Origin of the sequence: Citrobacter sp. Cpo148, assembly GCF_030332375.1 — a bacterium.
GTDB classification, from domain to species: domain Bacteria; phylum Pseudomonadota; class Gammaproteobacteria; order Enterobacterales; family Enterobacteriaceae; genus Citrobacter; species Citrobacter portucalensis.
Genome location: NZ_JAOWHY010000042.1, coordinates 644,830 through 667,422 on the forward strand (window position 1 = coordinate 644,830; position 22,593 = coordinate 667,422).

At 52.1% G+C, this 22,593-nt stretch carries 19 protein-coding genes; 11 read left to right on the forward strand and 8 right to left on the reverse strand.

The annotated features are described in order from the left end of the window. Positions 1-10: 10 nt before the first annotated feature. The 3 genes from OGY10_RS09675 to OGY10_RS09685 form a co-directional block, all read right to left on the reverse strand. Positions 11-826, reverse strand: coding sequence for a Cof-type HAD-IIB family hydrolase (locus OGY10_RS09675; protein ID WP_218659426.1), 816 nt, complete (start codon positions 824-826; stop codon positions 11-13). A gap of 226 nt (positions 827-1,052) precedes the next feature. After that, positions 1,053-3,485: a glycyl radical protein gene (locus OGY10_RS09680; protein ID WP_191226236.1), complete on the reverse strand. Its 2,433-nt coding sequence runs from the start codon at positions 3,483-3,485 to the stop codon at positions 1,053-1,055. 5 nt (positions 3,486-3,490) lie between these two features. Beyond that, entirely contained in the window at positions 3,491-4,390 is a 900-nt protein-coding gene (locus OGY10_RS09685) for a glycyl-radical enzyme activating protein (RefSeq protein WP_008784219.1), read from the reverse strand. Between the two features lie 132 nt (positions 4,391-4,522). Here OGY10_RS09685 and fsa point away from each other — a divergent pair, with 132 nt between their 5' ends. Further along, a complete protein-coding gene (gene fsa / locus OGY10_RS09690; protein ID WP_032942786.1) occupies positions 4,523-5,185 on the forward strand; it encodes a fructose-6-phosphate aldolase in 663 nt (220 codons plus the stop codon). An 86-nt stretch (positions 5,186-5,271) separates the two neighbouring features. On the opposite strand, the gene moeB is transcribed toward fsa, so the two are convergent. After that, positions 5,272-6,021: a molybdopterin-synthase adenylyltransferase MoeB gene (gene moeB, locus OGY10_RS09695; protein ID WP_153753452.1), complete on the reverse strand. Its 750-nt coding sequence runs from the start codon at positions 6,019-6,021 to the stop codon at positions 5,272-5,274. After that, positions 6,021-7,256: a molybdopterin molybdotransferase MoeA gene (moeA, locus tag OGY10_RS09700; RefSeq protein ID WP_286576675.1), complete on the reverse strand. Its 1,236-nt coding sequence runs from the start codon at positions 7,254-7,256 to the stop codon at positions 6,021-6,023. The genes moeB and moeA overlap by 1 nt, the downstream gene beginning before the upstream one ends. A 174-nt stretch (positions 7,257-7,430) precedes the next feature. Between moeA and OGY10_RS09705 the strand changes: the two genes are divergently transcribed. From OGY10_RS09705 to gsiD, 6 genes are all read left to right on the forward strand, one after another. Further along, positions 7,431-8,219 (forward strand): aminoglycoside adenylyltransferase family protein, encoded by a 789-nt coding sequence (locus tag OGY10_RS09705; protein ID WP_286576676.1) that lies wholly within the window; start codon positions 7,431-7,433, stop codon positions 8,217-8,219. 191 nt (positions 8,220-8,410) lie between these two features. Next, positions 8,411-9,376 (forward strand): beta-aspartyl-peptidase, encoded by a 966-nt coding sequence (iaaA, locus tag OGY10_RS09710; RefSeq protein ID WP_003836974.1) that lies wholly within the window; start codon positions 8,411-8,413, stop codon positions 9,374-9,376. Continuing rightward, on the forward strand, positions 9,363-11,234 hold the full coding sequence (gsiA, locus tag OGY10_RS09715; RefSeq protein WP_057067350.1) for a glutathione ABC transporter ATP-binding protein GsiA: 1,872 nt from the start codon (positions 9,363-9,365) through the stop codon (positions 11,232-11,234). The genes iaaA and gsiA overlap by 14 nt, the downstream gene beginning before the upstream one ends. A 28-nt stretch (positions 11,235-11,262) precedes the next feature. Then, positions 11,263-12,801, forward strand: coding sequence for a glutathione ABC transporter substrate-binding protein GsiB (gsiB, locus tag OGY10_RS09720; RefSeq protein ID WP_079936827.1), 1,539 nt, complete (start codon positions 11,263-11,265; stop codon positions 12,799-12,801). Between the two features lie 46 nt (positions 12,802-12,847). Next, a complete protein-coding gene (gsiC, locus tag OGY10_RS09725) occupies positions 12,848-13,768 on the forward strand; it encodes a glutathione ABC transporter permease GsiC (protein ID WP_032942797.1) in 921 nt (306 codons plus the stop codon). Between the two features lie 2 nt (positions 13,769-13,770). After that, a complete protein-coding gene (gene gsiD, locus OGY10_RS09730; RefSeq protein WP_032942798.1) occupies positions 13,771-14,682 on the forward strand; it encodes a glutathione ABC transporter permease GsiD in 912 nt (303 codons plus the stop codon). 92 nt (positions 14,683-14,774) lie between these two features. Here gsiD and rimO read toward each other — a convergent pair whose 3' ends face one another. Next, positions 14,775-16,082 (reverse strand): 30S ribosomal protein S12 methylthiotransferase RimO, encoded by a 1,308-nt coding sequence (rimO, locus tag OGY10_RS09735; RefSeq protein ID WP_286576677.1) that lies wholly within the window; start codon positions 16,080-16,082, stop codon positions 14,775-14,777. A gap of 231 nt (positions 16,083-16,313) precedes the next feature. Here rimO and OGY10_RS09740 point away from each other — a divergent pair, with 231 nt between their 5' ends. Both OGY10_RS09740 and glgP read left to right on the forward strand, forming a co-directional pair. After that, on the forward strand, positions 16,314-16,499 hold the full coding sequence (locus OGY10_RS09740; RefSeq protein WP_239497869.1) for a glycine cleavage system protein T: 186 nt from the start codon (positions 16,314-16,316) through the stop codon (positions 16,497-16,499). A gap of 51 nt (positions 16,500-16,550) precedes the next feature. Then, complete coding sequence (glgP, locus tag OGY10_RS09745; protein ID WP_057067352.1) at positions 16,551-19,001, forward strand: glycogen phosphorylase; 2,451 nt, start codon at positions 16,551-16,553, stop codon at positions 18,999-19,001. Positions 19,002-19,033: 32 nt separating this feature from the next. On the opposite strand, the gene OGY10_RS09750 is transcribed toward glgP, so the two are convergent. Continuing rightward, positions 19,034-19,960, reverse strand: coding sequence for a LysR family transcriptional regulator (locus tag OGY10_RS09750; protein WP_286576678.1), 927 nt, complete (start codon positions 19,958-19,960; stop codon positions 19,034-19,036). Between the two features lie 220 nt (positions 19,961-20,180). Here OGY10_RS09750 and bssR point away from each other — a divergent pair, with 220 nt between their 5' ends. Both bssR and OGY10_RS09760 read left to right on the forward strand, forming a co-directional pair. Next, on the forward strand, positions 20,181-20,564 hold the full coding sequence (bssR, locus tag OGY10_RS09755) for a biofilm formation regulator BssR (protein ID WP_048225978.1): 384 nt from the start codon (positions 20,181-20,183) through the stop codon (positions 20,562-20,564). A 102-nt stretch (positions 20,565-20,666) separates the two neighbouring features. Next, positions 20,667-21,764 carry a PQQ-dependent sugar dehydrogenase gene (locus OGY10_RS09760; protein ID WP_191226231.1) on the forward strand — a complete coding sequence of 366 codons (1,098 nt, stop codon included), beginning with the start codon at positions 20,667-20,669 and terminating at the stop codon, positions 21,762-21,764. 5 nt (positions 21,765-21,769) lie between these two features. Here OGY10_RS09760 and OGY10_RS09765 read toward each other — a convergent pair whose 3' ends face one another. Beyond that, a complete protein-coding gene (locus tag OGY10_RS09765) occupies positions 21,770-22,396 on the reverse strand; it encodes a glutathione S-transferase family protein (protein WP_003831628.1) in 627 nt (208 codons plus the stop codon). Positions 22,397-22,593 lie beyond the last annotated feature (197 nt).

A 22,593-nucleotide genomic window follows, 5' to 3' on the forward strand; every position in this document is an offset into this window, starting at 1 on the left:
GTTGGCAGGATTAGACGTTAAAAGGGGAGGTGTTATCCAGCACAGCCTGAATTACGTTCAGCGCGCCCTGATGGTTATTGTCGTCGGTCTGATAGCGAGCAATCGCTTTGATATTCTCTGCCGCGTTGGCCATGGCGAAAGAGTAGTGCGCCATTTTCAGCATTTCCGCGTCGTTTCCGCTATCGCCAATGGCGACTACGTTTTGCGGTGACAGGTTCCAGCGTTTAAGCAAGCGGCTGATCCCATTGGCTTTATGTAGGCCCGGAATGATCAGATCGATAAACCCGAAGCCGCTGGTGACGGGCTTCATGATGCCGTCCAGCGCAGCATGCAGGTGATCGACAACCAATGGGATTTGTTGGTCCGGTAAATTTAGCGAGAACTTGAACAGCACATCGTCGATATCCTGATAATCCTTTACGGGTTTCAGGCGATGGTAGTGTTTTGACATCAATGCGACAAAGGACTCCGGCGCATTTTCGCTAACGTAAGCGCTTTGCAGCCCACAAGCCACAAAGTTGAGCTGCTTATCTTTTAGCAGTTCACCAATGACAATACGGGACTCGTGGCGGGTAAGCTCGCCGTGAAACAGCTGTTTGCCATGCTCATAAACCAGCGCGCCATTCTCAGCGACAAACGATATTTCGTCTTTAAGCTCCGGGAAAAAGGAGATCAACTGGTAATACTGGTTGCCGCTGGCCACGACAAATTCGATATTTCGTTTTTTCAGTTCCTGATACTGCGCCATAAAACGTGCACGATCGTATTTCTTGGCGTCGTCGAGAAAAGTTCCGTCCATATCGGTGACGATAACTTTGATGGTCATAAAGATAGGCTCCTGGCGATTACTGCAACCAGAAACATTCTAATAACAATGTGACCTGTAGCACAAATTTAATTTCGAATGAAAGTAGAAAGCCGGATGGTAGCTTCGCCTTACCCGGCTACGGGAAGAATCGTTGTAGGCCGGATAAGGCGAAGCCGCCATCCGGCAATGGGGAGGTTAGCGTGCCGGATGGCGGTGTGGAATCTCATCCGGCCGACAATATTGTTTACAGCATATGTTCAGTACGCGCGATGATGTCGTCTTGCGCATCCGGAGAAAGCGCAGTGAAGAAGGCGGAATAACCTGCTACACGGACCACCAGGTCACGATATTGATCCGGGTGTTTTTTGGCTTCCAGCAGCGTTTCACGGGAGACAATGTTGTACTGAATATGCCAGCCTTTGTGCTCTTCGAAGAAGGTACGCAGCAGGATCATTAGCTTTTGCTTATCGGATTCATTTTCCAGCGTGGCCGGGTTGAGCTTCTGATTTAACAGCACGCCGCCGAGAATCGAACCGGTCGGCAGTTTACCCACCGAACCAATTACCGCCGTTGGGCCGAGATGGTCCGTACCGGAAGCCGGGCTTGCGCCTTCTGCCAGCGGAGTGTGTGCTTTACGGCCATCCGGCGTTGCCATCGTTGCTGCGCCGAACGGCACGTTTGCCGAAATAGACGAGGTCCCGGCGTAGTAATTGCCGCCAACCGGGCCACGTCCGTAACGCGGATTATGATATTGTTTCAGTTCATTGATATAGGTCTGATAAGCGCGGGCCAGTAGCGTATCAACGCTATCGTCATCGTTGCCGTATTTCGGCGCGCCGTTGATCAGTCGTTGGCGTAACTGCTCATGGGTCAGACCGTCAAAATCATCGGCCAACGCAGCGGCCAGCTGTTGTTGACCAATAGCGCCCTGTTCAAAGACCAGTTTCTTCACTGCTGCCAGGCTGTTACCGAGGTTGGCAATACCCACCTGCAAACCCGATACCCAGTCATACTTCGCGCCGCCTTGCTTAATGCTTTTCGCCCGTTCAATGCAGTCGTCTACCAGCGCGGAACACAGAATATCGTGCACGTTCTCTTCCAGCATGGTGTCGACGACATACTCAATTTCTATGGATTTACGCGTGTAGTAGCGGATCTGCGTATCCCAGGCATCCATCACTTCGTCGAAATTGTTGAAGTTACCAGCCGAGAGCGCTTTTTCCTGTGGCAGAAAGACTTTGCCACTGGTAGCATCGCGCCCACCTTCCAGTGCCGCCAGCATCACGCGGGCAAAGTTAATAAAGCTCATGCCGGTGCAACGGTAGCCCCATTTCCCGCCGACTGCGGTTTCGATACACCCAATGGCCGCATAGTCATAGGCATCCTGCGGTTCAATGCCCAACTTAATGAATTCCGGTATGACGATTTCATCGTTGTTAAAGGCAGGCATCCCGAAGCCGCAGCGGATCACCTGCACGCAGGCATCAAGGAAGTCATTACTCATCCCCGCGTGATAACGCACGCTCAGGTTTGGCTGCGTAGAACGCAGACGGCCGCAGGACTCCAGAATCGCGTAGGAGAGCGGGTTGACGGCATCCATCGGCTGGCCGTTGACCAGGTTTTGACCACCAATGGTCACGTTCTGATACAGCGGGCTACCCGCTGAGGCTTTCGAATGGGAGCCGGAACGGATTTTGTTCACTTCCAGCAGTTTCAACCAGCAGCTGTGCAACAGTTCAATAGCGTGCTCACGATCCAGGCTCTGGTTCAGCTCGACGTCGCGACGATAGAACGGGTAGAGGTATTGATCCATACGACCAAACGACACCGAGTGACCGTTTGATTCAATTTGCAGGATCAGCTGGATGAAATAGCATAACTGCAATGCCTGCCAGAACGTTTTTGGCGGTTCATGGGCGATCACATCGCAGTTTTCCGCCATGGTCAGCAGTTCATCTCGACGGCTGGTGCGGGTTTCCGTGGACGCCATTTTACGCGCCAGCGCGGCAAAGCGCTCAATGTGCAGACTGACGGCTTCCAGCACGATATCAATCGCTTTCAGGAACTGATCGCCATGGAGATCGTCCAGACATGTCAGATTGATGCGGGAGCGACGTTCATCGACTTTGTGACGCAGGCCATCGAGACCTTTTTCCAGCAGCAGCGGGAAGTTTACCGCCAGGTGTGCGTCGCCGGAGGTCATGTTACCTTCGGCTTTGATAATGCCGGTTTCCAGCAGCCCTTTCTGCTCATCAGTGAACATCCCGTAGCAGCGATCCTGCACGGTTTGACCACGCCACCATGGGCACACCTCATGCAATACACGTTTGTTCTCTTCGCTTACCGCAAAGCCTGCGCCCGGTCTGTCGGCGAGGTCGTCGATCTCTTTTTCAATCCAGGAGACGGTGTATTCCGGGAAAATAGGCGCGGCACGCACTTCGCTTGCCTGGTTACCAATGATCAGTTCGTCATGTTTGATCCAGATGGTGCGTTCCGCCAGATGATGAGCTAGTGCCAGTGCACGACGTACCGGGATAGGCTTATCCAGGTGTTGCTGATACATCTCGGTATAGTGCTGGGCGCGCTCGGTACAAACCGGTGGTTTCACGATGTGGATCAGGGCCGTTTTATGCGCTTTGATACGGTCGCTGAGTGTGTCCAGTTTCAGAGTGGTCATGGCGATTATCCTCGTAGGGTCGCGGTTAAACCTTTAAGGCTGGCGTACTGCTGGGCAAATTCGAGCAGTGCTGGCGCATCAAGCGGTTTATCCGGTGCGTTGTAGGGTTGACTGAGTAAGTGGTATTTGTTGATGCCCAGGGTGTGGTAGGGCAAGAAATGGATCTCACCGACGTGAAGCTCATCGGCGGCAAAATCGGTAATGGCCTGAATAGCGGCTTCGTCTGCGTTGAATCCCTGAATCAGCGGTACGCGGATAATCATTTTTTTACCGGCGGCAGCCAGTTTTTTTAGATTTTCCAGTACGCGAGAGGCACGTCCATCGGTCCATTGTTTAAACGGCGCATCTGCAACGTGTTTTAGATCTGCCAGAAACAGATCGACGTCAGGTAATGATGGTTCAATATACTTCCACGGGACATGCAAACAGGTTTCCACCGCGGTATGAATGCCTGCGTCGTGGCTGGCTTTGAGCAAAGCAGCTGCCAGCTCTGGCTGCATAAACGGTTCACCGCCGGACAGGGTGAGGCCTCCGCCACTGCGGTCGTAAAACGGTTTATCTCGCAATACGGTGGCCATGATATCGTCCACGCTTTTTACCTCTCCGCAGACGGTTAACGCCTGAGTCGGACAGCAGTCGGTCAGTACGGTGAGAGCGTCATCGGTCAGTTTTTCGCGATGAATAAGTAATCCGCCCAGCGCCCGTTCAATCACCGCGGGTGCAGCCTGAGCACAGAGATCGCAACCGTCGAGGCACAAACGCGCGTCATAAAGCAGGTCCTGCGTACGGGCGCGGCTTTCCGGATTCTGGCACCACCGACAGCCCAGGGAGCATCCCTTAAGGAACACCACAGTACGGATCCCGGGGCCATCATGCGTGGAGTAGCGCTGGATATTGAAAATCATAAGCGACCTCTTTTCTTTCGTATAAAGATTAAATTACTTTCGAATGAAAGTTATATTGACATGCGTCAACTAACCGTGAGGTTTCGCCGTGCTACCTTTTATTCATGCTAATTATTCGTTTGAGGAAAGGTTATGGAACTCTATTTAGATACGTCTGATGTTGATGCGGTAAAAGCTCTGGCGCGCATTTTCCCGCTGGCAGGGGTGACCACTAACCCGAGCATTGTGGCGGCAGGGAACCAGACGCTGGAAGTACTACTGCCGCAACTGCAGGAAGCGATGGGAGGGCAAGGGCGTCTGTTTGCTCAGGTGATGGCGACTACCGCCGAAGGTATGGTCAGCGATGCGCGTAAACTGCGGGCAATCATTGCTGATATCGTGGTCAAAGTGCCGGTGACAGCAGAAGGTCTGGCGGCTATAAAATTGCTGAAAGAAGAAGGGATCCCGACGTTAGGTACTGCGGTATACGGTGCAGCTCAAGGGTTATTGGCTGCTCTGGCGGGTGCGGAATACGTTGCGCCATACGTTAACCGCGTGGATGCGCAAGGAGGGGATGGCATTCAGACGGTGGCCGACCTGCAGACGTTACTGAAAATGCATGCCCCGCACGCCAAAGTACTGGCAGCCAGTTTTAAAACACCGCGTCAGGCACTGGATTGTCTGCTGGCGGGCTGCGAGTCCATCACGCTACCGCTGGACGTTGCTCAGCAGATGATTAGCTCTCCGGCGGTTGATGCTGCCGTCGCGAAGTTTGAGCACGACTGGCAGAGTGCATTTGGACGCACGTCGATCTGATGTTGTTGCCGGGTGGCGCTAACGCTTACCCGGCCTACGTTGGAGCCGTTGTAGGTCGGGTAAGGCGAAGCCGCCACCCGACTTTTTTACTGCCCGCAAACCTCACACCCCGGGTTGCGCATCAGCTTCATTTCGCGAAACTGGCAGGTCATGGCATCGTACATGACGATTTTTCCGGATGCCGGTTTACCGTAGTTTGCCAGTAGCTTAATGGCTTCCATCGCCTGTAACGATCCGATCACGCCGATCAGCGGGGCCATCACTCCGGCTTCTACGCAGGTCAGGGCATTTTCACCGAACAGACGACTCAGGCAACGGTAGCAGGGCTCACCGTCCTGGTATGTAAATACGGTAATTTGTCCTTCCATGCGAATAGCTGCACCGGAAACCAGCGGGACTCTGGCGGCAAAACATCCTGCATTCAGCTGATTGCGGATGCTGACGTTATCCGTACAGTCCAGCACCAAATCGTGTTCGGTAATAAGCGCGTGAATCTCGCTATCGTCAAGCAGCGCATTCACCGGCGTAATGGCGATATAAGGGTTAATCCGCGCTAGCGCGTCACGGGCGGATAGCACTTTGGGTTGCCCGACGGTTGCATCGCTGTGCAGCGTCTGGCGTTGGAGGTTCGACACGGAGACCGTGTCAAAGTCGAGCAGGGTTAAATGTCCGACGCCAGCGCCCGCAAGGTACTGAGTTGCTGCGCATCCCAGTCCCCCCAGACCAACGACCAGTACCCGCGCATCTTTGAGCGCTTCCTGACCTTCGAAATCGAAGCCGCGCAGAATGATTTGCCGGTTATAGCGCATCATCTCCTGGTCGCTGAGTTCTGCCATTACAGGCCTCCAAACAGTGCGTTAAACGGCTCGACCTCAACCCATTCTCCGGCCTCAACGTTACCGCGATCGCGCTCCAGCACGATAAAGCAGTTGCCCTGGCTAAAGGAGCTAAAAATATGCGAGCCCTGGTGTCCGGTGGTGGTGACTTCCAGTTCGCCTTCCGCGGTACGCTGCAATACACCGCGCTGAAAATCCAGACGCCCTGGCGTTTTCTTCAGGCGTGAGGCTGTGCGCACGCGCTGGCGCGGAGGTAACCCACAGGCGGTGTTGCCGCTGAGTTTCGCCAGTAGCGGTTGCACCAGCTGATAAAAGGTGAGGGCCGCAGAAACCGGATTACCCGGCAGGCCGCAAAACCAGCTGTTGCTCAGTTTACCAAACGCGAACGGTTTACCGGGTTTGATGGCCAGCTTCCAGAAGGCAATTTCTCCCAGCTCTTCCAGAATGGTTTTGGTGTAATCCGCTTCGCCTACCGAAACGCCACCAGAGCTGATGACGACGTCGGCCTGGCTGTCGGCTTCGATAAACGCGGCCCGCAGCGCGTTGGGATCGTCGCGAATAATTCCTAAGTTGATCACTTCGCAGCCCAACTGCTGCAGCATCAGGTGAACGGTCAGACGGTTTGTGTCATAAATCTGCCCGTCGCCCAGCGGTTGACACGGCAGTTGCAGCTCATCACCGGTGGAGAACAACGCCACGCGAACTTTGCGAACGACCGGTACTTCGGCAATGCCGAGCGAGGCCAGAACAGGAAGCTCGGCGGTTGTCAGACGAGTTCCGGTAGGGAATACCACCGCGCCGTTTGCGATATCTTCACCGCGCAGACGAATATTTTGTCCGCTGCGGACCTCGGCGGTAAAACGCACACCGTCGTCAGTTTGTTCCGTTTGCTCCTGCATCACCACCGCTTCACAACCGGCAGGCACCGGGGCACCGGTCATAATGCGGATGCAGGTTCCCGCAGGCCACTCGCCGTGGAATGGTTGACCAGCAAAGGCTTTGCCAGCCACCGCAAGAGGCTGGTCTGATTGTAAATCGGCTAATCGCACCGCATAGCCATCCATTGCCGAGTTATCGAATCCCGGCACATCAATCGGGGAGATGACGTCGGTGGCCAGAATGCGGCCAAAGCATTGAACCAGCGGCAGCGTTTCGACGGCGGTGAGTGGGGTAATACGCGAAAGCATCTGAGAGAGAGCCGTTTCAAGCGGCATCAGTCCGGCGGTAAATTCCATGAGAAGACTCCTGCGGGGCAAAATCGAATCCGCTCATTATGTCAGAAAATGGACGCGGACAGTATGCTACCTCAGGCTTAGGATCCGATCTGAGACAGGTTTTCTGCCAGAGAATAGCGCTACAGGAAAAATGCAGTATAGACTCATTATTTCTGCTTTTTTCCAGGAGGCTAAATGGCTGCGACTATCCCGAATTCAATTCGACAACAGGTGAATGCCGCCAGTGCACTGATTGCGCGGATTATAGAGGGCGACCTGGTTGCTGTTCATTTGTATGGCTCTGCTGTTGAAGGTGGCTTAAAGCCCCAAAGCGATATCGATTTACTGGTTACCATTAGGCAGCCACTGAATACCCGGCAAAGAAAAGATCTGATGCAGGGTTTTCTGGAAATATCAGCACCGCCTGGCAGCGTTGATAGCTATCGGGCGCTGGAAGTGACCATTGTGGTCTATTCACAACTTGTGCCGTGGCGATTCCCACCGTCAAGAGAAATGCAATTTGGCGAATGGTTGCGTGACGATATTCGCGCGGGAATTGTTGAACCGAGACAGGTGGATCCTGATCTTTCGATCCTGCTGACCCAGGCCCGGCGCGCCAGCGTAGCGTTGTTCGGTGAACCCGCTGAGACGTTATTCAACGTCATCCCTTTTAGCGATGTCGTGCAAACGTTTCGGCATATCCTTGATATGTGGCAGAAACCGGGCGATTTAGAGGGTGACGAGCGAAATATCATCCTTACTCTGGCGCGTATTTGGTACAGCGTAGTTACGGGCAATATTGTCGCTAAAGATGAAGCTGCCTCCTGGCTTATACCGCAATTACCCGATGAGTATGCTGATACGCTGCAAGCCGCACGTGCAGAACACCTGGGGTTAACCAAAAAGAACTGGGCTGCGTCTATGCCATCTGTTGAACGCTTTGTGTTTTATGCAAAAAAACAGATTGCCGATCGGCTTGAATAATATATTCAACGATGTTGGAAGAAACTCTTTCTGTTTAACTCATCTAAATAACCTGATGGGATGGGGCGTGAGGTACGGGCCTTAACCTTTACATGACGTCTGCATCTTTCTATATTCAAAAATCGAATCAATAAGTCACAGAAATTCTGATATTTATAACCCCGGTACCTGCCACCTGATGGACGAAAAAAATGGGTAAAGCAGTCATTGCAATTCACGGCGGCGCAGGGGCTATCACCCGTTCGCAGCTGAGCCAGGAGCAAGAGTTGCGTTATATACAGGCGCTGTCGGATATCGTTGAAACCGGCCAGCGGATGCTTGAAGACGGTCGTAGCGCACTGGATGTCGTTACCGAAGCCGTGCGCTTACTGGAAGAGTGTCCGTTGTTTAATGCCGGAATTGGCGCGGTGTATACCCGTGATGAAACCCATGAACTGGATGCCTGCGTGATGGACGGTAACACGCTTAATGCGGGAGCCGTCGCCGGAGTCAGCCATTTACGCAATCCGATTCTCGCGGCGCGCCTGGTAATGGAACACAGCCCACACGTCATGATGATCGGTGAAGGGGCTGAAAACTTTGCCATTGCGCAGGGTATGGAGCGCGTATCAGCGGATATTTTCTCGACGCCAGAACGCTACGCTCAACTACTGGCGGCGCGAACAGCGGGTGAAACGGTGCTGGACCATAGCGCGAGCCCGCTGGATGAAAACAACAAAATGGGTACCGTGGGGGCGGTCGCGTTAGATATGTTTGGCAATCTGGCGGCCGCAACATCGACCGGGGGGATGACCAACAAATTACCGGGGCGGGTGGGTGACAGTCCGTTGGTCGGCGCAGGCTGTTATGCCAATAACGCAAGTGTGGCAGTCTCCTGCACCGGAACCGGGGAAGTCTTTATTCGTGCGCTGGCGGCCTATGACATTGCGGCGTTGATGGACTATGGCGGCCTGAGTTTATCCGAAGCGTGTGAACGCGTAGTGATGGAAAAATTACCGGCGCTTGGCGGCAGTGGCGGTTTAATTGCTATCGATCATGAGGGCAATGTCGCCTTGCCGTTTAATAGCGAAGGCATGTACCGCGCCTGGGGATATGCAGGCGATACGCCAACCACCGGTATTTATCGGGAAAAAGGAGATAGCGTTGCCACACAGTGATGAGCTTGATGCCAGCGACGTGCTGGCAGTCAGCAATCTGAATATTGCCTTTGAACAGGAACAGCAACGTGTCAGCGCAGTGCGTAATCTGTCATTTCGCCTGAAGCGTGGCGAAACGCTGGCGATTGTTGGTGAGTCCGGTTCAGGAAAGTCGGTGACGGCCTTGTCGCTGATGCATCTGATTGAACAAGCAGGCGGCGAGGTAAGCTGCGATGAAATGCTGCTGCGACGCCGCAACCGGCAGGTTATTGAGCTGGGTGAACAGAGCGCATCACAAATGCGTCACGTGCGCGGTGCGGATATCGCGATGATCTTCCAGGAGCCTATGACATCGCTCAATCCGGTGTTTACCGTGGGCGAGCAAATTGCTGAGTCTATACGCTTGCACCAGGGCGCCAGCCATGAAGAGGCGATGGTAGAAGCGAAGCGGATGCTCGATCAGGTGCGTATCCCCGAGGCGAAGGCGATTTTATCGCGTTATCCACACCAGCTTTCCGGCGGTATGCGCCAGCGGGTGATGATTGCCATGGCACTGTCGTGTCGCCCTGCGGTTTTAATTGCCGATGAGCCGACGACCGCGCTGGATGTCACCATTCAGGCGCAGATCCTGCAACTGATAAAAGTGTTGCAGCAGGATATGTCGATGGGAGTGATCTTCATTACCCACGATATGGGCGTTGTGGCGGATATTGCTGACCGCGTGCTGGTGATGTATCAGGGCGAGGCGGTAGAAACCGGCAGCGTTGAACAAATTTTTCACGCTCCCCAGCATCCCTATACCAAAGCGCTGTTGGCAGCCGTGCCGCAGCTTGGGGCGATGAACGGGCATGAGCTTCCGCGCCGTTTCCCGCTCATTTCATTGCACGATCCCAGTCATGTCGAACCGCAAACCGAGCAGGACACAGTGGTTGAAGGCGAGCCTATCCTACGGGTACGCAATCTGGTGACGCGTTTTCCTCTGCGCAGCGGTATTCTAAATCGCGTGACTCGCGAGGTGCATGCAGTGGAAAACGTCAGTTTTGACCTGTGGCCAGGAGAAACGCTCTCGCTGGTGGGGGAGTCGGGCTGCGGGAAATCCACCACCGGGCGGGCGCTGCTGCGTCTGGTTGAGTCTCAGCGTGGGGAAATCATTTTCAACGGACAGCGTATTGATACCCTTGCTGCCAGCAAGTTGCAGCCGCTGCGTCGGGATATTCAGTTTATCTTCCAGGATCCGTATGCTTCGCTCGATCCGCGCCAGACCGTGGGATATTCCATTCTGGAGCCGCTACGGGTACATGGGTTATTGCAGGGCGATGCGGGGTCAAAACGGGTTGCATGGTTGTTGGAACGTGTAGGCTTGCTACCTGAGCATGCCTGGCGCTATCCGCACGAGTTTTCCGGCGGTCAGCGTCAGCGTATCTGTATTGCACGGGCATTGGCGCTCAATCCCAAAGTGATTATTGCCGATGAATCTGTCTCGGCGCTGGATGTTTCAATTCGCGGGCAAATCATCAACCTGATGCTCGACCTGCAGCGAGAATTGGGTATCGCATACCTGTTTATTTCCCACGATATGGCGGTAGTGGAACGGATCAGTCATCGTGTGGCGGTAATGTATCTGGGGCAGATCGTTGAGATAGGCACCCGACGGGCGGTGTTTGAAAATCCGCAACATCCGTACACTCGCAAGCTGATGGCGGCGGTTCCGGTCGCCGATCCATCCCATCACCGTCCCCAGCGCGTGCTGTTGTCGGACGATATCCCCAGCAATATTCGTAAACGTGGCGAAGAGATTTCCCCCGTATCACTCCAGTTAGTTGGTCCGGGGCATTATGTTGCGCGTCCGCTACCAGAAAATGCGCTTTCGCGTTTATAACAGGCAGGCAGGGTTTAAGGAGAATAACATGACAAAAATTGTTGCTCGAAAATGGCTGGTTGCTGTGGGAGTGGCCTCTGCACTGGCCGCATCGCCTGGCTGGGCCGCCAAAGATGTGGTGGTGGCGGTGGGATCCAATTTCACGACGCTCGACCCCTATGACGCGAATGACACGTTGTCACAGGCGGTAGCGAAGTCGTTTTATCAGGGGTTGTTTGGCCTTGATAAAGAGATGAAACTGAAAAATGTGCTCGCGGAGAGTTATACGGTTTCTGATGATGGGCTGACCTATACCCTTAAGCTGCGCCAGGGGGTGAAGTTTCAGGATGGAACCGACTTCAATGCCGATGCGGTAAAAGCTAACCTCGATCGGGCCAGTAACCCGGAAAACCATCTGAAACGTTACAACCTGTATAAGAATATCGATAAAACCGAAGTCGTCGATCCGTCGACGGTGAAGATTACGCTGAAACAGCCGTTCTCTGCCTTTATCAATATTCTGGCGCACCCGGCAACGGCGATGATTTCTCCCGCCGCGCTGGAGAAATACGGTAAGGAGATCGGTTTCCATCCTGTGGGGACCGGGCCGTACCAGCTTGATACCTGGAATCAGACGGATTTTGTGAAGGTTAAGAAGTTCGCGGGCTACTGGCAGCAAGGGTTGCCAAAGCTGGATACGATTACCTGGCGTCCGGTGACCGACAACAACACGCGTGCGGCCATGCTGCAAACTGGGGAAGCGCAGTTTGCCTTCCCAATCCCTTACGAGCAGGCGGCGTTACTGGCGAAGAACAAAAACCTGGAACTGGTGGCCAGTCCGTCTATTATGCAGCGTTACATCAGCATGAACGTCACGCAAAAACCGTTCGACAACCCAAAAGTGCGTGAGGCGCTGAATTATGCCATCAACCGCCAGGCGCTGGTGAAAGTGGCTTTTGCTGGTTACGCGACGCCGGCAACCGGCGTTCTCCCCCCGTCGATAGCCTATGCGCAAAGCTATACGCCATGGCCATACGACCCGGCGAAAGCGCGCGAACTGCTGAAAGAAGCAGGTTATCCGAACGGTTTTACCACTACGCTATGGTCATCGCATAACCACAGTACCGCGCAGAAAGTTCTGCAATTTACCCAGCAGCAGCTGGCGCAGGTGGGCATTAAGGCTCAGGTTACAGCGATGGATGCCGGTCAGCGCGCCGCGGAAGTTGAAGGTAAAGCGCAGAAAGAGAGCGGGGTACGGATGTTCTACACCGGCTGGTCGGCGTCTACGGGTGAAGCTGACTGGGCGCTGTCACCGCTGTTTGCATCACAAAACTGGCCGCCGACACTGTTTAATACGGCGTTCTACAGCAATAAGCAGGTGGACAGTGATTTAGCGGCAGCGTTGCAAACTAACGATCCGGCGCAGAAAGCGAAGCTGTACAAAGACGCGCAGGATATTATCTGGAAAGAGTCGCCGTGGATCCCGCTGGTGGTGGAAAAACTGATTTCGGCGCACAGTACCCGGTTGACCGGGTTCTGGATTATGCCGGATACCGGATTTAGTTTTGATGATGCGGATTTAAAATAAGCTATGCATTCGGCCCCTTAGCACAGGGGCCGACGAAGGGAGCCTGATGCTTAACTATGTTTTCAAGCGCCTGCTGGGGTTGATTCCAACTCTGTTGATTGTTGCGGTGCTGGTATTTTTATTTGTTCACCTGCTACCCGGCGATCCGGCCCGGCTGATTGCCGGACCGGAAGCTGACGCCGAGGTTATTGAACTGGTGCGCAAGCAGCTGGGTCTGGACCAGCCGCTGCATGTTCAGTTCTGGCATTACATGACTAACGTGTTGCAAGGCGATTTTGGCACCTCGATGGTTTCTCGTCGCCCGGTATCTGAAGAGATAGCCAGTCGTTTTATGCCATCACTATGGCTGACTATTGCCAGTATGGCGTGGGCGGTATTGTTTGGTATGACGGCGGGGATTATTGCTGCCGTATGGCGCAATCGTTGGCCGGACAGATTAAGCATGACGCTGGCGGTCACCGGGATCTCGTTCCCGGCGTTTGCGCTTGGCATGCTGCTGATGCAGATATTCTCCGTTGAGCTCGGTTGGTTGCCTACCGTGGGCGCAGACACCTGGCTTCACTACATCCTCCCGTCTATTACGCTGGGCGCGGCGGTGGCTGCGGTGTTAGCCCGATTTACTCGCGCCTCGTTTGTTGATGTGCTTAGCGAAGATTATATGCGCACCGCGCGGGCTAAAGGGGTGAGTGAAACCTGGGTGGTGTTAAAACATGGTCTGCGTAATGCGATGATCCCGGTGGTCACCATGATGGGACTACAGTTTGGCTTTTTGCTTGGTGGATCAATCGTGGTTGAGAAGGTGTTCAACTGGCCCGGGCTTGGGCGACTGTTGGTGGACTCCGTCGAAATGCGCGACTACCCGGTGATTCAGGCCGAGGTACTGTTATTTTCTCTGGAATTTATTCTTATTAACTTAGTGGTGGATGTGCTCTACGCTGCCATTAATCCGGCTATCAGGTACAAGTAAGGATGCGATTTTTTAACTGGCGCCGACAGGCGATTTTAAATGCGATGCCCCTTGTTAAGCCAGAGCAGATACGCACACCGTGGCATGAGTTCTGGCGTCGGTTCCGTCGACAGCACATGGCGATGGTCGCTGGGCTGTTTGTATTGCTCCTGATCGTGGTAGCGATTTTTGCCCGCTGGCTGACGCCATTTGATGCCGAGAATTACTTCGATTATGACCGTTTGAATGATGGGCCGTCGATGCTGCACTGGTTTGGCGTTGACTCACTGGGACGGGATATCTTTAGCCGCGTGCTGGTTGGTGCGCAAATCTCGCTGGCGGCAGGAGTCTTTGCCGTATTTATTGGCGCGGCGATTGGTACGGTACTGGGGCTGCTGGCGGGATACTACGAAGGCTGGTGGGATCGACTGATCATGCGAATCTGCGATGTGCTGTTCGCCTTTCCGGGGATATTGCTGGCGATAGCCGTGGTCGCCGTGCTGGGCAGCGGTATTGCTAACGTGATCATTGCCGTAGCCATTTTCTCCATTCCAGCCTTCGCGCGCCTGGTGCGTGGGAATACGCTGGTGCTGAAGCAACAGACGTTTATTGAGTCTGCGCGCAGTATTGGTGCCAGCGATGCGACCATCATCTTCAACCATATTCTGCCTGGAACGGTCTCATCGATCGTGGTCTTTTTTACCATGCGAATTGGCACGTCGATCATCTCTGCCGCGAGCCTGTCATTTCTGGGATTAGGCGCACAGCCGCCGACGCCGGAGTGGGGGGCAATGCTTAATGAAGCGCGCGCTGATATGGTGATCGCGCCGCACGTGGCGATTTTCCCGGCGGTAGCGATATTCCTGACGGTGCTGGCGTTTAACTTACTGGGAGATGGTCTGCGCGACGCGCTGGACCCGAAGATAAAAGGATAAACCGTAGGCCTGATAAGACGCTTCAGCGTCGCCATCAGGCATTGCCGGATGCGGCATAAATGCCTTATCCGGCCTACGTTGGGTTACGCTAATTAAACGCGGGTGCCCCACAGATCGTATTCATCTGCGTTTTCGACCTTCACGCGGATGATATCGCCAGGTTTCACCTTGGTTTCACCATTCAGGTATACCGCGCCGTCGATTTCTGGAGCATCAGCCATGCTACGACCAATTGCGCCTTCTTCGTCAACTTCATCAACGATAACCAGAATCTCGCGGCCCACTTTCTCTTGCAAACGTTCAGCAGAGATCTGCTGCTGCAATTGCATAAAGCGGTTCCAGCGTTCTTCTTTCACCTCTTCCGGGATTTGATCCGGCAGGTCATTAGCGCCAGCGCCTTCTACCGGGCTGTATTTAAAGCAGCCCACGCGATCCAGACGCGCTTCCTTCAGGAAGTCGAGCAACATCTGGAAGTCTTCTTCCGTTTCACCCGGGAAACCAACAATGAAAGTGGATCGCAACGTCAGTTCAGGGCAGATTTCACGCCACTGCTTGATGCGCGCCAGCTGTCTGTCCACGGAGCCCGGGCGTTTCATCAGTTTAAGAATACGCGGGCTGGCATGCTGTAACGGGATGTCCAGATACGGCAGGATTTTGCCTTCCGCCATCAGCGGGATCACATCATCAACGTGCGGGTAGGGGTAGACGTAATGCAGACGCGTCCAGATCCCCAGTTTTGATAACTGTTCGCACAGATCAACCATGCTGGTTTTGACCGGCTCGCCGTTATGGAAACCGGTACGATGCTTCACATCTACACCGTACGCAGAGGTATCCTGAGAGATTACCAGAATCTCTTTCACGCCCGCATCGACCAGACGCTTGGCTTCGCTAAGGACGTCGCCAATCGGACGGCTCACCAGATCGCCGCGCATGGAGGGAATAATGCAGAACGTGCAGCGGTGGTTACAGCCCTCGGAAATCTTCAGATAGGCGTAATGGCGAGGAGTCAGCTTGACGCCCTGCTCAGGAACCAGACTCTGGAACGGGTTGTGTTTTGGTTTTGGCACATAGTGGTGAACGTGCTCCAGAACCTGTTCATAGCTATGCGGCCCGGTGATTTGCAGTACCTTCGGGTGGACTTCACGGATCTGATCGACTTTCGCGCCCAGACAGCCGGTGACGATCACCTTACCGTTCTCGTTCAGCGCTTCGCCAATTGCTTCCAGGGACTCCTGAACCGCACTGTCGATAAAGCCGCAGGTATTAACGATAACCATATCCGCGTCGTCGTAGCTTGGCACAACATCATAGCCTTCGGTACGAAGTTCGGTCAGGATGCGCTCAGAATCGACGAGGTTTTTCGGACAACCTAGTGATATAAAACCAATTTTTGCCATTTTCTTATACTGTACATTGCTCGTAATCGGGGGATTATACAGATGCCTTCACGGTACATCTATATCTGATCAGCATAAGACGGAGAGAATAAAGAGCGATACCTATAAAGAGTAGATCGGTTAGTGAAAGGTGTTTAGTGAGTCTAATTCCGGCTTTAAGTGCCGCTTCTTGGCTATAGACACTCATTATCGTAAATTTTATCTCGTCGAGCGTTACTAATGAGGTTAAATTTGAAAGATATTGTTTTGAAGTCGAAACTTGAAATGGCTAAAACTCTTTATGCTAATGGTGTGAGTTTATATTATATCTCACTTGCCACAGGCTTAAGTTGGCATGTATTAATGACAGAATTAACGTTTATCGCCAGTCATGAAAATATTCGACAAAAAGCTAACGCTCACGTACCCAAACTTTAAATAATTCACCTGTCTATTACCATCCTACAAAATTTGAAAGGTAACGTTAATATGTATATTTCGCCACTTCCGGTCGCCACGGACTCTGATGTTGATAAACTTAGAGATGATATTGCTAATAAACTTTTATTCACTATTGGCAAAGATCCCGCAATCGCCACGAAACGGGAGTGGCTTAATGCGACGTTATATGCGGTACGCGATCGGATGGTCGAGCGCTGGCACCGTTCTAATCGGGCGCAATTCTCTCAGGATGCGCGCCAGGTATATTATCTGTCGATGGAATTTTTAATTGGTCGTACGCTATCCAATGCATTGCTCTCTTTAGGTATTTATGACGAAGTCAGAAGCGCGCTGGAGGCAATGGGGCTTGAACTGGAAGAACTGATTGACGAAGAAAACGATCCCGGGTTAGGTAATGGAGGTCTCGGTCGTCTGGCGGCCTGCTTCCTTGATTCACTGGCGACGCTTGGGTTGCCGGGATGTGGATACGGTATTCGTTATAACTACGGTATGTTCAAACAAAATATCGTTAACGGTGTACAAAAAGAGTCGCTCGATTATTGGCTGGAATACGGTAATCCCTGGGAGTTCAAACGTCATAATACGCATTATAAAGTACGTTTTGGCGGGCGTGTTCAACAGGAAGGGAATAAAACCCGCTGGCTTGAAACCGAGGATATTCTGGCCGTGGCACATGATCAAATTATTCCAGGTTATGCGACGGACACGACTAATACGTTACGCTTGTGGAACGTGCAGGTGAATAGCGAAGTTAATGCGGGCAAACTGAATCAGCAGGCCGACTTTGCTACTGAAGTGGAAAACAAATACCACTTCGATCGTATCTCGCGGGTTTTGTACCCTGATGATTCCACCGATGCGGGGCGTGAATTGCGTTTACGCCAGGCCTATTTCCTGGCCTCGGCGACGATCCAGGATATTCTGAGTCGTCATTATCAGTTGCACAAAACATACGACAATCTGGCCGATAAAATTGCGATTCACCTTAATGATACGCATCCGGTACTGGCGATCCCTGAGTTGATGCGTTTATTGGTTGATCATCATCAGTTTAGCTGGGATAACGCGTTTGACGTGACCTGTCAGATTTTTTCTTATACCAACCATACGTTGATGAGTGAGGCGCTGGAGACCTGGCCAGTAGAAATGCTAAGTCGAATTTTGCCGCGCCATTTGCAGATTATTTTTGAGATTAACGATCGTTTTCTGAAGACATTACAGGAACGTTATCGTAATGACAGCGATCTACTGAAACGTGTGTCGTTAATTGATGAGTCCAATGGTCGTGTGGTGCGTATGGCCTGGCTGGCGGTAGTTGTCAGTCATAAGGTAAACGGCGTGTCGGCATTGCATTCAAAACTGATGACCGAATCACTGTTTGCAGACTTCGCGCGTATATTTCCCTTGCGTTTCACCAACGTAACCAATGGTGTGACTGCGCGTCGTTGGCTGGCGCTGGCGAATCCACCGCTTGCCAAAGTGCTGGACGAAAATATCGGTGACAGCTGGCGGACTAAATTAATGCAGTTGGGCGAGCTGAAGCAGTTTATAGATTATCCGTCGGTGAATGAGGCTGTGCATCGTGCGAAACGTGAAAATAAGCAGCGGCTGGCGCACCATATTGCCACCCACTATGGCGTGGTGGTGAATCCTGATGCGCTGTTTGATGTGCAGGTGAAACGCATCCACGAGTACAAGCGGCAACTCATGAATGTGCTCCACGTTATTACACGCTATAACCGGATTAAAGCCGCGCCGGATGCCAACTGGGTACCGCGAGTGAATATCTTTGCCGGAAAAGCGGCCTCCTCTTATCACATGGCAAAACAAATTATTCGCTTGATTAACGATGTGGCGCAGTTAGTCAATAACGATCCGCTGATTGGCGGAAAACTGAAAGTAGTATTTATTCCGGATTACAGCGTCAGTCTCGCTCAGCTAATTATTCCGGCAGCCGATCTGTCAGAGCAAATTTCCCTGGCCGGGACGGAAGCCTCCGGGACCAGCAATATGAAATTCGGTATGAATGGTGCGCTCACTATCGGTACGCTCGACGGTGCGAATATCGAAATGCGCGAATACGTTGGGGAAGATAACATCTTTATCTTTGGCAATACGGCTAATCAGGTTGAAACTCTGCGACGTGATGGCTATGACCCGAGGCACATCTTTGAAAAGGATGAGGAACTTCATCAGGTGCTGACGCAAATCGGTACAGGGGTGTTCAGTCCGCAGGAGCCAGGGCGTTATAGAGACGTGTTGGATTCATTGATTAACTTCGGCGACTACTATCAGGTATTGGCAGATTATCGCAGCTATGTAGATTGTCAGGATGCGGTGGACGAGTTGTATCGTACTCCCCGGGAGTGGACGACAAAAACCATGCATAATATTGCTAACATGGGGTATTTCTCGTCGGACAGAACGGTTCAGGAATATGCCGACCATATCTGGCGCATAGCAAAAATACGCGTGTAGCCAGTATTTCTAACGCTCAGCCTCTCTGGTTTTCATAACAGGGAGGCTGTTTGCAAATCAGCCAGAATAGGTGAGAGGATTTTATGGGTATTACTTTCTTTGCGCGATGAGGCAAACACGCTAAATTGTGGCAAGGGAAACGGAGTGTTTATTTTTTTTAGTCCATACAGCTGAGCGTGTGTTTCAAATACCTTTTCCGGGATCACCCCTAAACAATGGGTATTGGACACAATCGTCAGAATCGCCGTAAACGATGAGGTAAGCAGGCAGCGTTCTCCGGTTCTAAATTTTTTATCCACAATACTGCGATGATAAATGATTTTCTCATTCTTAGTATTGTAACCGACCAGGTTAGCGTTTCTGAATTGCGCTTCACTGATGGTGTTACCATATAAAGAATTATTCTGCGAGGCCGCCAGCACCAGGCGCATATCGCATATTTTCTGGCATGAAAGACTTGCTGACTCTACAGAAAAGGTAGAAAAAACGGCATCTGCCTGACGCATATTCAGCAGTTCAATAATACTCTGTTCATTCAGGTCGGCGGTAAGGTGCAGGAGGCTGATATCGGCGTCAGTCTCGATTATTCTGGCGGTGACATCTGGAATAACGATAGGGGAAATAAAAGATTCCGTATAAAGCGTTAACCTTTTTTTGGTGGCAGGCGTGGAAAGCGGCATCAGCGTTGACAGCTTATCGATAATTGGGATTGTATTATCATACAGTTCATCAGAATAGACCGTCGGTAACAGTGCATTCCCGCTACGGACAAAAAGATTATCACCCATCATTTCGCGCAGTTTTCTTAATGACTGGCTGACGGCGGAAGGTGAGATGTTCAGCATGTCAGCGACTCTGGAAATGCTACCCACGCTATAGATCAAACAGAAAATGGTCAGCAGATTGAGATCTATTTTTGATAGTGTGCGTATTTTTTCTGCATCATTTGCTTTCGACATAGACCCCTCATCATCAACACCATGGCAGTAACCACATCAGGTATAGCAAAAAAAGTCAGGCGAGTCAGACACAGAGCGCCTTCGATAAGCGTACAGAATGAAGTTGTAACATTGTAAATTATGTTAATCAATTGGGCTTTATTGATGTAGGACATCTATTTGTTCAAAAAACAACCATACTATTAAGTTGCACCATAGTTGGAAAGAGGAGGAACAAAGTATGGTTGTTGACAGACTGAGAACCGATCTTCTCAACAAATTGATAAACGCCCGTATCGAACTTGCCGCTTATCTGCAGTTGAGAAAAGCGAAAGGCTACATGTCAGTTAGCGAGAGCGATCGCCTGCGTGATGTTTTTTTTGCACTGAATCGCGAATTGCACGAGCAATCACAGCTTCACGGTATGCATCTTGATCAGGAAGAGTGGAATGCCCTTCATCGTGCTGAAGGGGCGTTAGCCGCCGCCGCTGTTTGTCTTATGAGTGGACATCACGATTGTCCAACGTTTATCGCCGTTAACGCAGAGAAACTGGAAAACTGCCTGACAACGCTGACGCTGAGCATCCAGTGTTTGCAATCTTATCCAACGCTGGAACACGTCTGAATCAGGGGGAGGGCGCTCCCCCTTTTCGTCAAGGTTATGTAAATGTAGCGGGATAATTCCCCTTGCTGGCTACGCTTTATGCAGAGCCATTAAGGAGGTGTTATGCGTCGACTCTTTCTCTGTGCTATTCCACTTGCGCTATTTTCCACTTATGCCGCCGCGGTAAAAGTGGAAGTGCTGCAAACTAAACTCGATCACCCATGGTCACTGGCTTTTTTACCCGATAACCGCGGTATGCTCATTACACTCAAAGGTGGACAGCTTCGACTCTGGCAGCCTGATAAAGGGCTTTCCGACCCACTGACCGGCGTACCCAAAGTTTGGGCAAATGGTCAGGGAGGACTGCTTGATGTGGCGTTAGCACCGGATTTTGCACAATCTCGCCGGGTATGGCTAAGCTTCGCTGAAGCCGACCGCGAAGGCAAAGCGGGCACTGCGGTAGGCTACGGGCGATTGAGTGACGATCTCAAACATCTGCAAGGATTTCAGACCGTTTTTCGCCAACAGCCAAAGCTTTCCACCGGAAACCATTTTGGTGGACGTCTGGTATTTGATGGTAACGGTTATCTGTTTATTGGCCTTGGGGAGAATAATCAACGCGCTACCGCCCAGGACCTGGATAAATTGCAGGGTAAATTAGTCCGACTGACCGACGAGGGAAAAATTCCGCCGGATAATCCGTTTGTGAACATGGCAGGAGCGCGGGCAGAGATTTGGTCGTATGGCATCCGCAACCCGCAGGGTATGGCGATGAATCCGTGGAGTGATGTGTTGTGGCTCAATGAGCATGGTCCACGCGGAGGCGATGAAATCAATATCCCCGAGAAAGGGAAAAACTACGGCTGGCCTATCGCGACCTGGGGTGTTAACTACAGTGGTTTGAAAATTCCCGAAGCAAAAGGTCAAATTGTTGCTGGCACGGAACAACCCATCTTTTACTGGGAAAAGTCGCCGGCGGTTAGTGGAATGGCTTTTTACAATAGCGATACCTTCCCGCAGTGGAGGCAGAAGTTGTTCATCGGCGCGTTGAAAGATACAGAAGTGATCGTGCTGAGCGTTAAAGGGAATACGGTCACTGAGGATGGTCGTCTGTTGCAGGAAAGGGGGCAGCGGATCCGTGATGTGCGCGTCGGACCAGACGGTTATTTGTACGTGTTAACCGACGAGTCCGACGGGGAATTACTGAAAGTGAGTCCCTGATTTGGTTAGCTGACCGGGATCATCACGATTTTTTGAAACGCCGGGCGCTCGGTCAGTTGTTGATACCAGCGTTCCAGATGCGGGCGCGGGGTCCAGCTCAGACCAACGTTGAACAGGTTATAGATGAACGGTGCAACAGCGATATCCGCCGTGCCAAATTCAGCCCCGGAGAACCATGGCTGGTCTGCCAGCGCGTTATCCAGAATGGCAAACAGGTTATCGCAAACTTGCTTACTTGCCTCAATGGCCGCCATATCGCGCTGATCGGCAGGTGTTCTGACCAGACCAAATAAGATAACCCGATGCGCAGGGCTTAGCGTCTGATTTGCCCAGTCCATCCATTTTTCACCGACTGCGCGCGCGGCCGGGGCGTCAATCCACAAACGTTTTTGTCCGTACTGAGCGGCCAGATAGCGGACAATGGTATTGGATTCCCACAGGACAACGTCTGTTTCATCATCGCGTAGCAGCGGGACCAGTCCGTTCGGGTTCAGTGCCAGATAGTCGGCATCGCGGTTACCGCCATGCTGCCCGCCCGCCAGAATTTGGTTATACGGCAGTTCCAGTTCCTCGAGCGTCCACAATACTTTTTTTACGTTGGTCGAGTTATTGCGACCCCACAGTGTAATCATAGTAACCCCGCAAATTAATTGAGCAGCTTTATGGCTGCAGATGCCATCTGACTAGCTCACATGGTGGGGTAAACCTAATATTTACGCAACAAAGTCTAAAAAAATCGTGCCAGGAGCAGCGCAGCGCGGCGTTATTGCATAAACTTTAAAAACTTTACCAACTTACGGTTTCTTTAAGCTCGTTAGTGCGTTATTAC

Coding starts and splice junctions, on each gene's coding strand:
- OGY10_RS09760 (WP_191226231.1), top strand. CDS start 20,667: ATGCGTCGACTCTTTCTCTGTGCTATTCCACTTGCGCTATTTTCCACT.
- gsiD (WP_032942798.1), top strand. CDS start 13,771: ATGCGATTTTTTAACTGGCGCCGACAGGCGATTTTAAATGCGATGCCC.
- OGY10_RS09705 (WP_286576676.1), top strand. CDS start 7,431: ATGGCTGCGACTATCCCGAATTCAATTCGACAACAGGTGAATGCCGCC.
- glgP (WP_057067352.1), top strand. CDS start 16,551: ATGTATATTTCGCCACTTCCGGTCGCCACGGACTCTGATGTTGATAAA.
- gsiC (WP_032942797.1), top strand. CDS start 12,848: ATGCTTAACTATGTTTTCAAGCGCCTGCTGGGGTTGATTCCAACTCTG.
- iaaA (WP_003836974.1), top strand. CDS start 8,411: ATGGGTAAAGCAGTCATTGCAATTCACGGCGGCGCAGGGGCTATCACC.
- OGY10_RS09750 (WP_286576678.1), bottom strand. CDS start 19,960: ATGTCGAAAGCAAATGATGCAGAAAAAATACGCACACTATCAAAAATA.
- OGY10_RS09675 (WP_218659426.1), bottom strand. CDS start 826: ATGACCATCAAAGTTATCGTCACCGATATGGACGGAACTTTTCTCGAC.
- moeA (WP_286576675.1), bottom strand. CDS start 7,256: ATGGAATTTACCGCCGGACTGATGCCGCTTGAAACGGCTCTCTCTCAG.
- rimO (WP_286576677.1), bottom strand. CDS start 16,082: ATGGCAAAAATTGGTTTTATATCACTAGGTTGTCCGAAAAACCTCGTC.
- bssR (WP_048225978.1), top strand. CDS start 20,181: ATGGTTGTTGACAGACTGAGAACCGATCTTCTCAACAAATTGATAAAC.
- OGY10_RS09680 (WP_191226236.1), bottom strand. CDS start 3,485: ATGACCACTCTGAAACTGGACACACTCAGCGACCGTATCAAAGCGCAT.
- fsa (WP_032942786.1), top strand. CDS start 4,523: ATGGAACTCTATTTAGATACGTCTGATGTTGATGCGGTAAAAGCTCTG.
- OGY10_RS09765 (WP_003831628.1), bottom strand. CDS start 22,396: ATGATTACACTGTGGGGTCGCAATAACTCGACCAACGTAAAAAAAGTA.
- gsiB (WP_079936827.1), top strand. CDS start 11,263: ATGACAAAAATTGTTGCTCGAAAATGGCTGGTTGCTGTGGGAGTGGCC.
- OGY10_RS09685 (WP_008784219.1), bottom strand. CDS start 4,390: ATGATTTTCAATATCCAGCGCTACTCCACGCATGATGGCCCCGGGATC.
- moeB (WP_153753452.1), bottom strand. CDS start 6,021: ATGGCAGAACTCAGCGACCAGGAGATGATGCGCTATAACCGGCAAATC.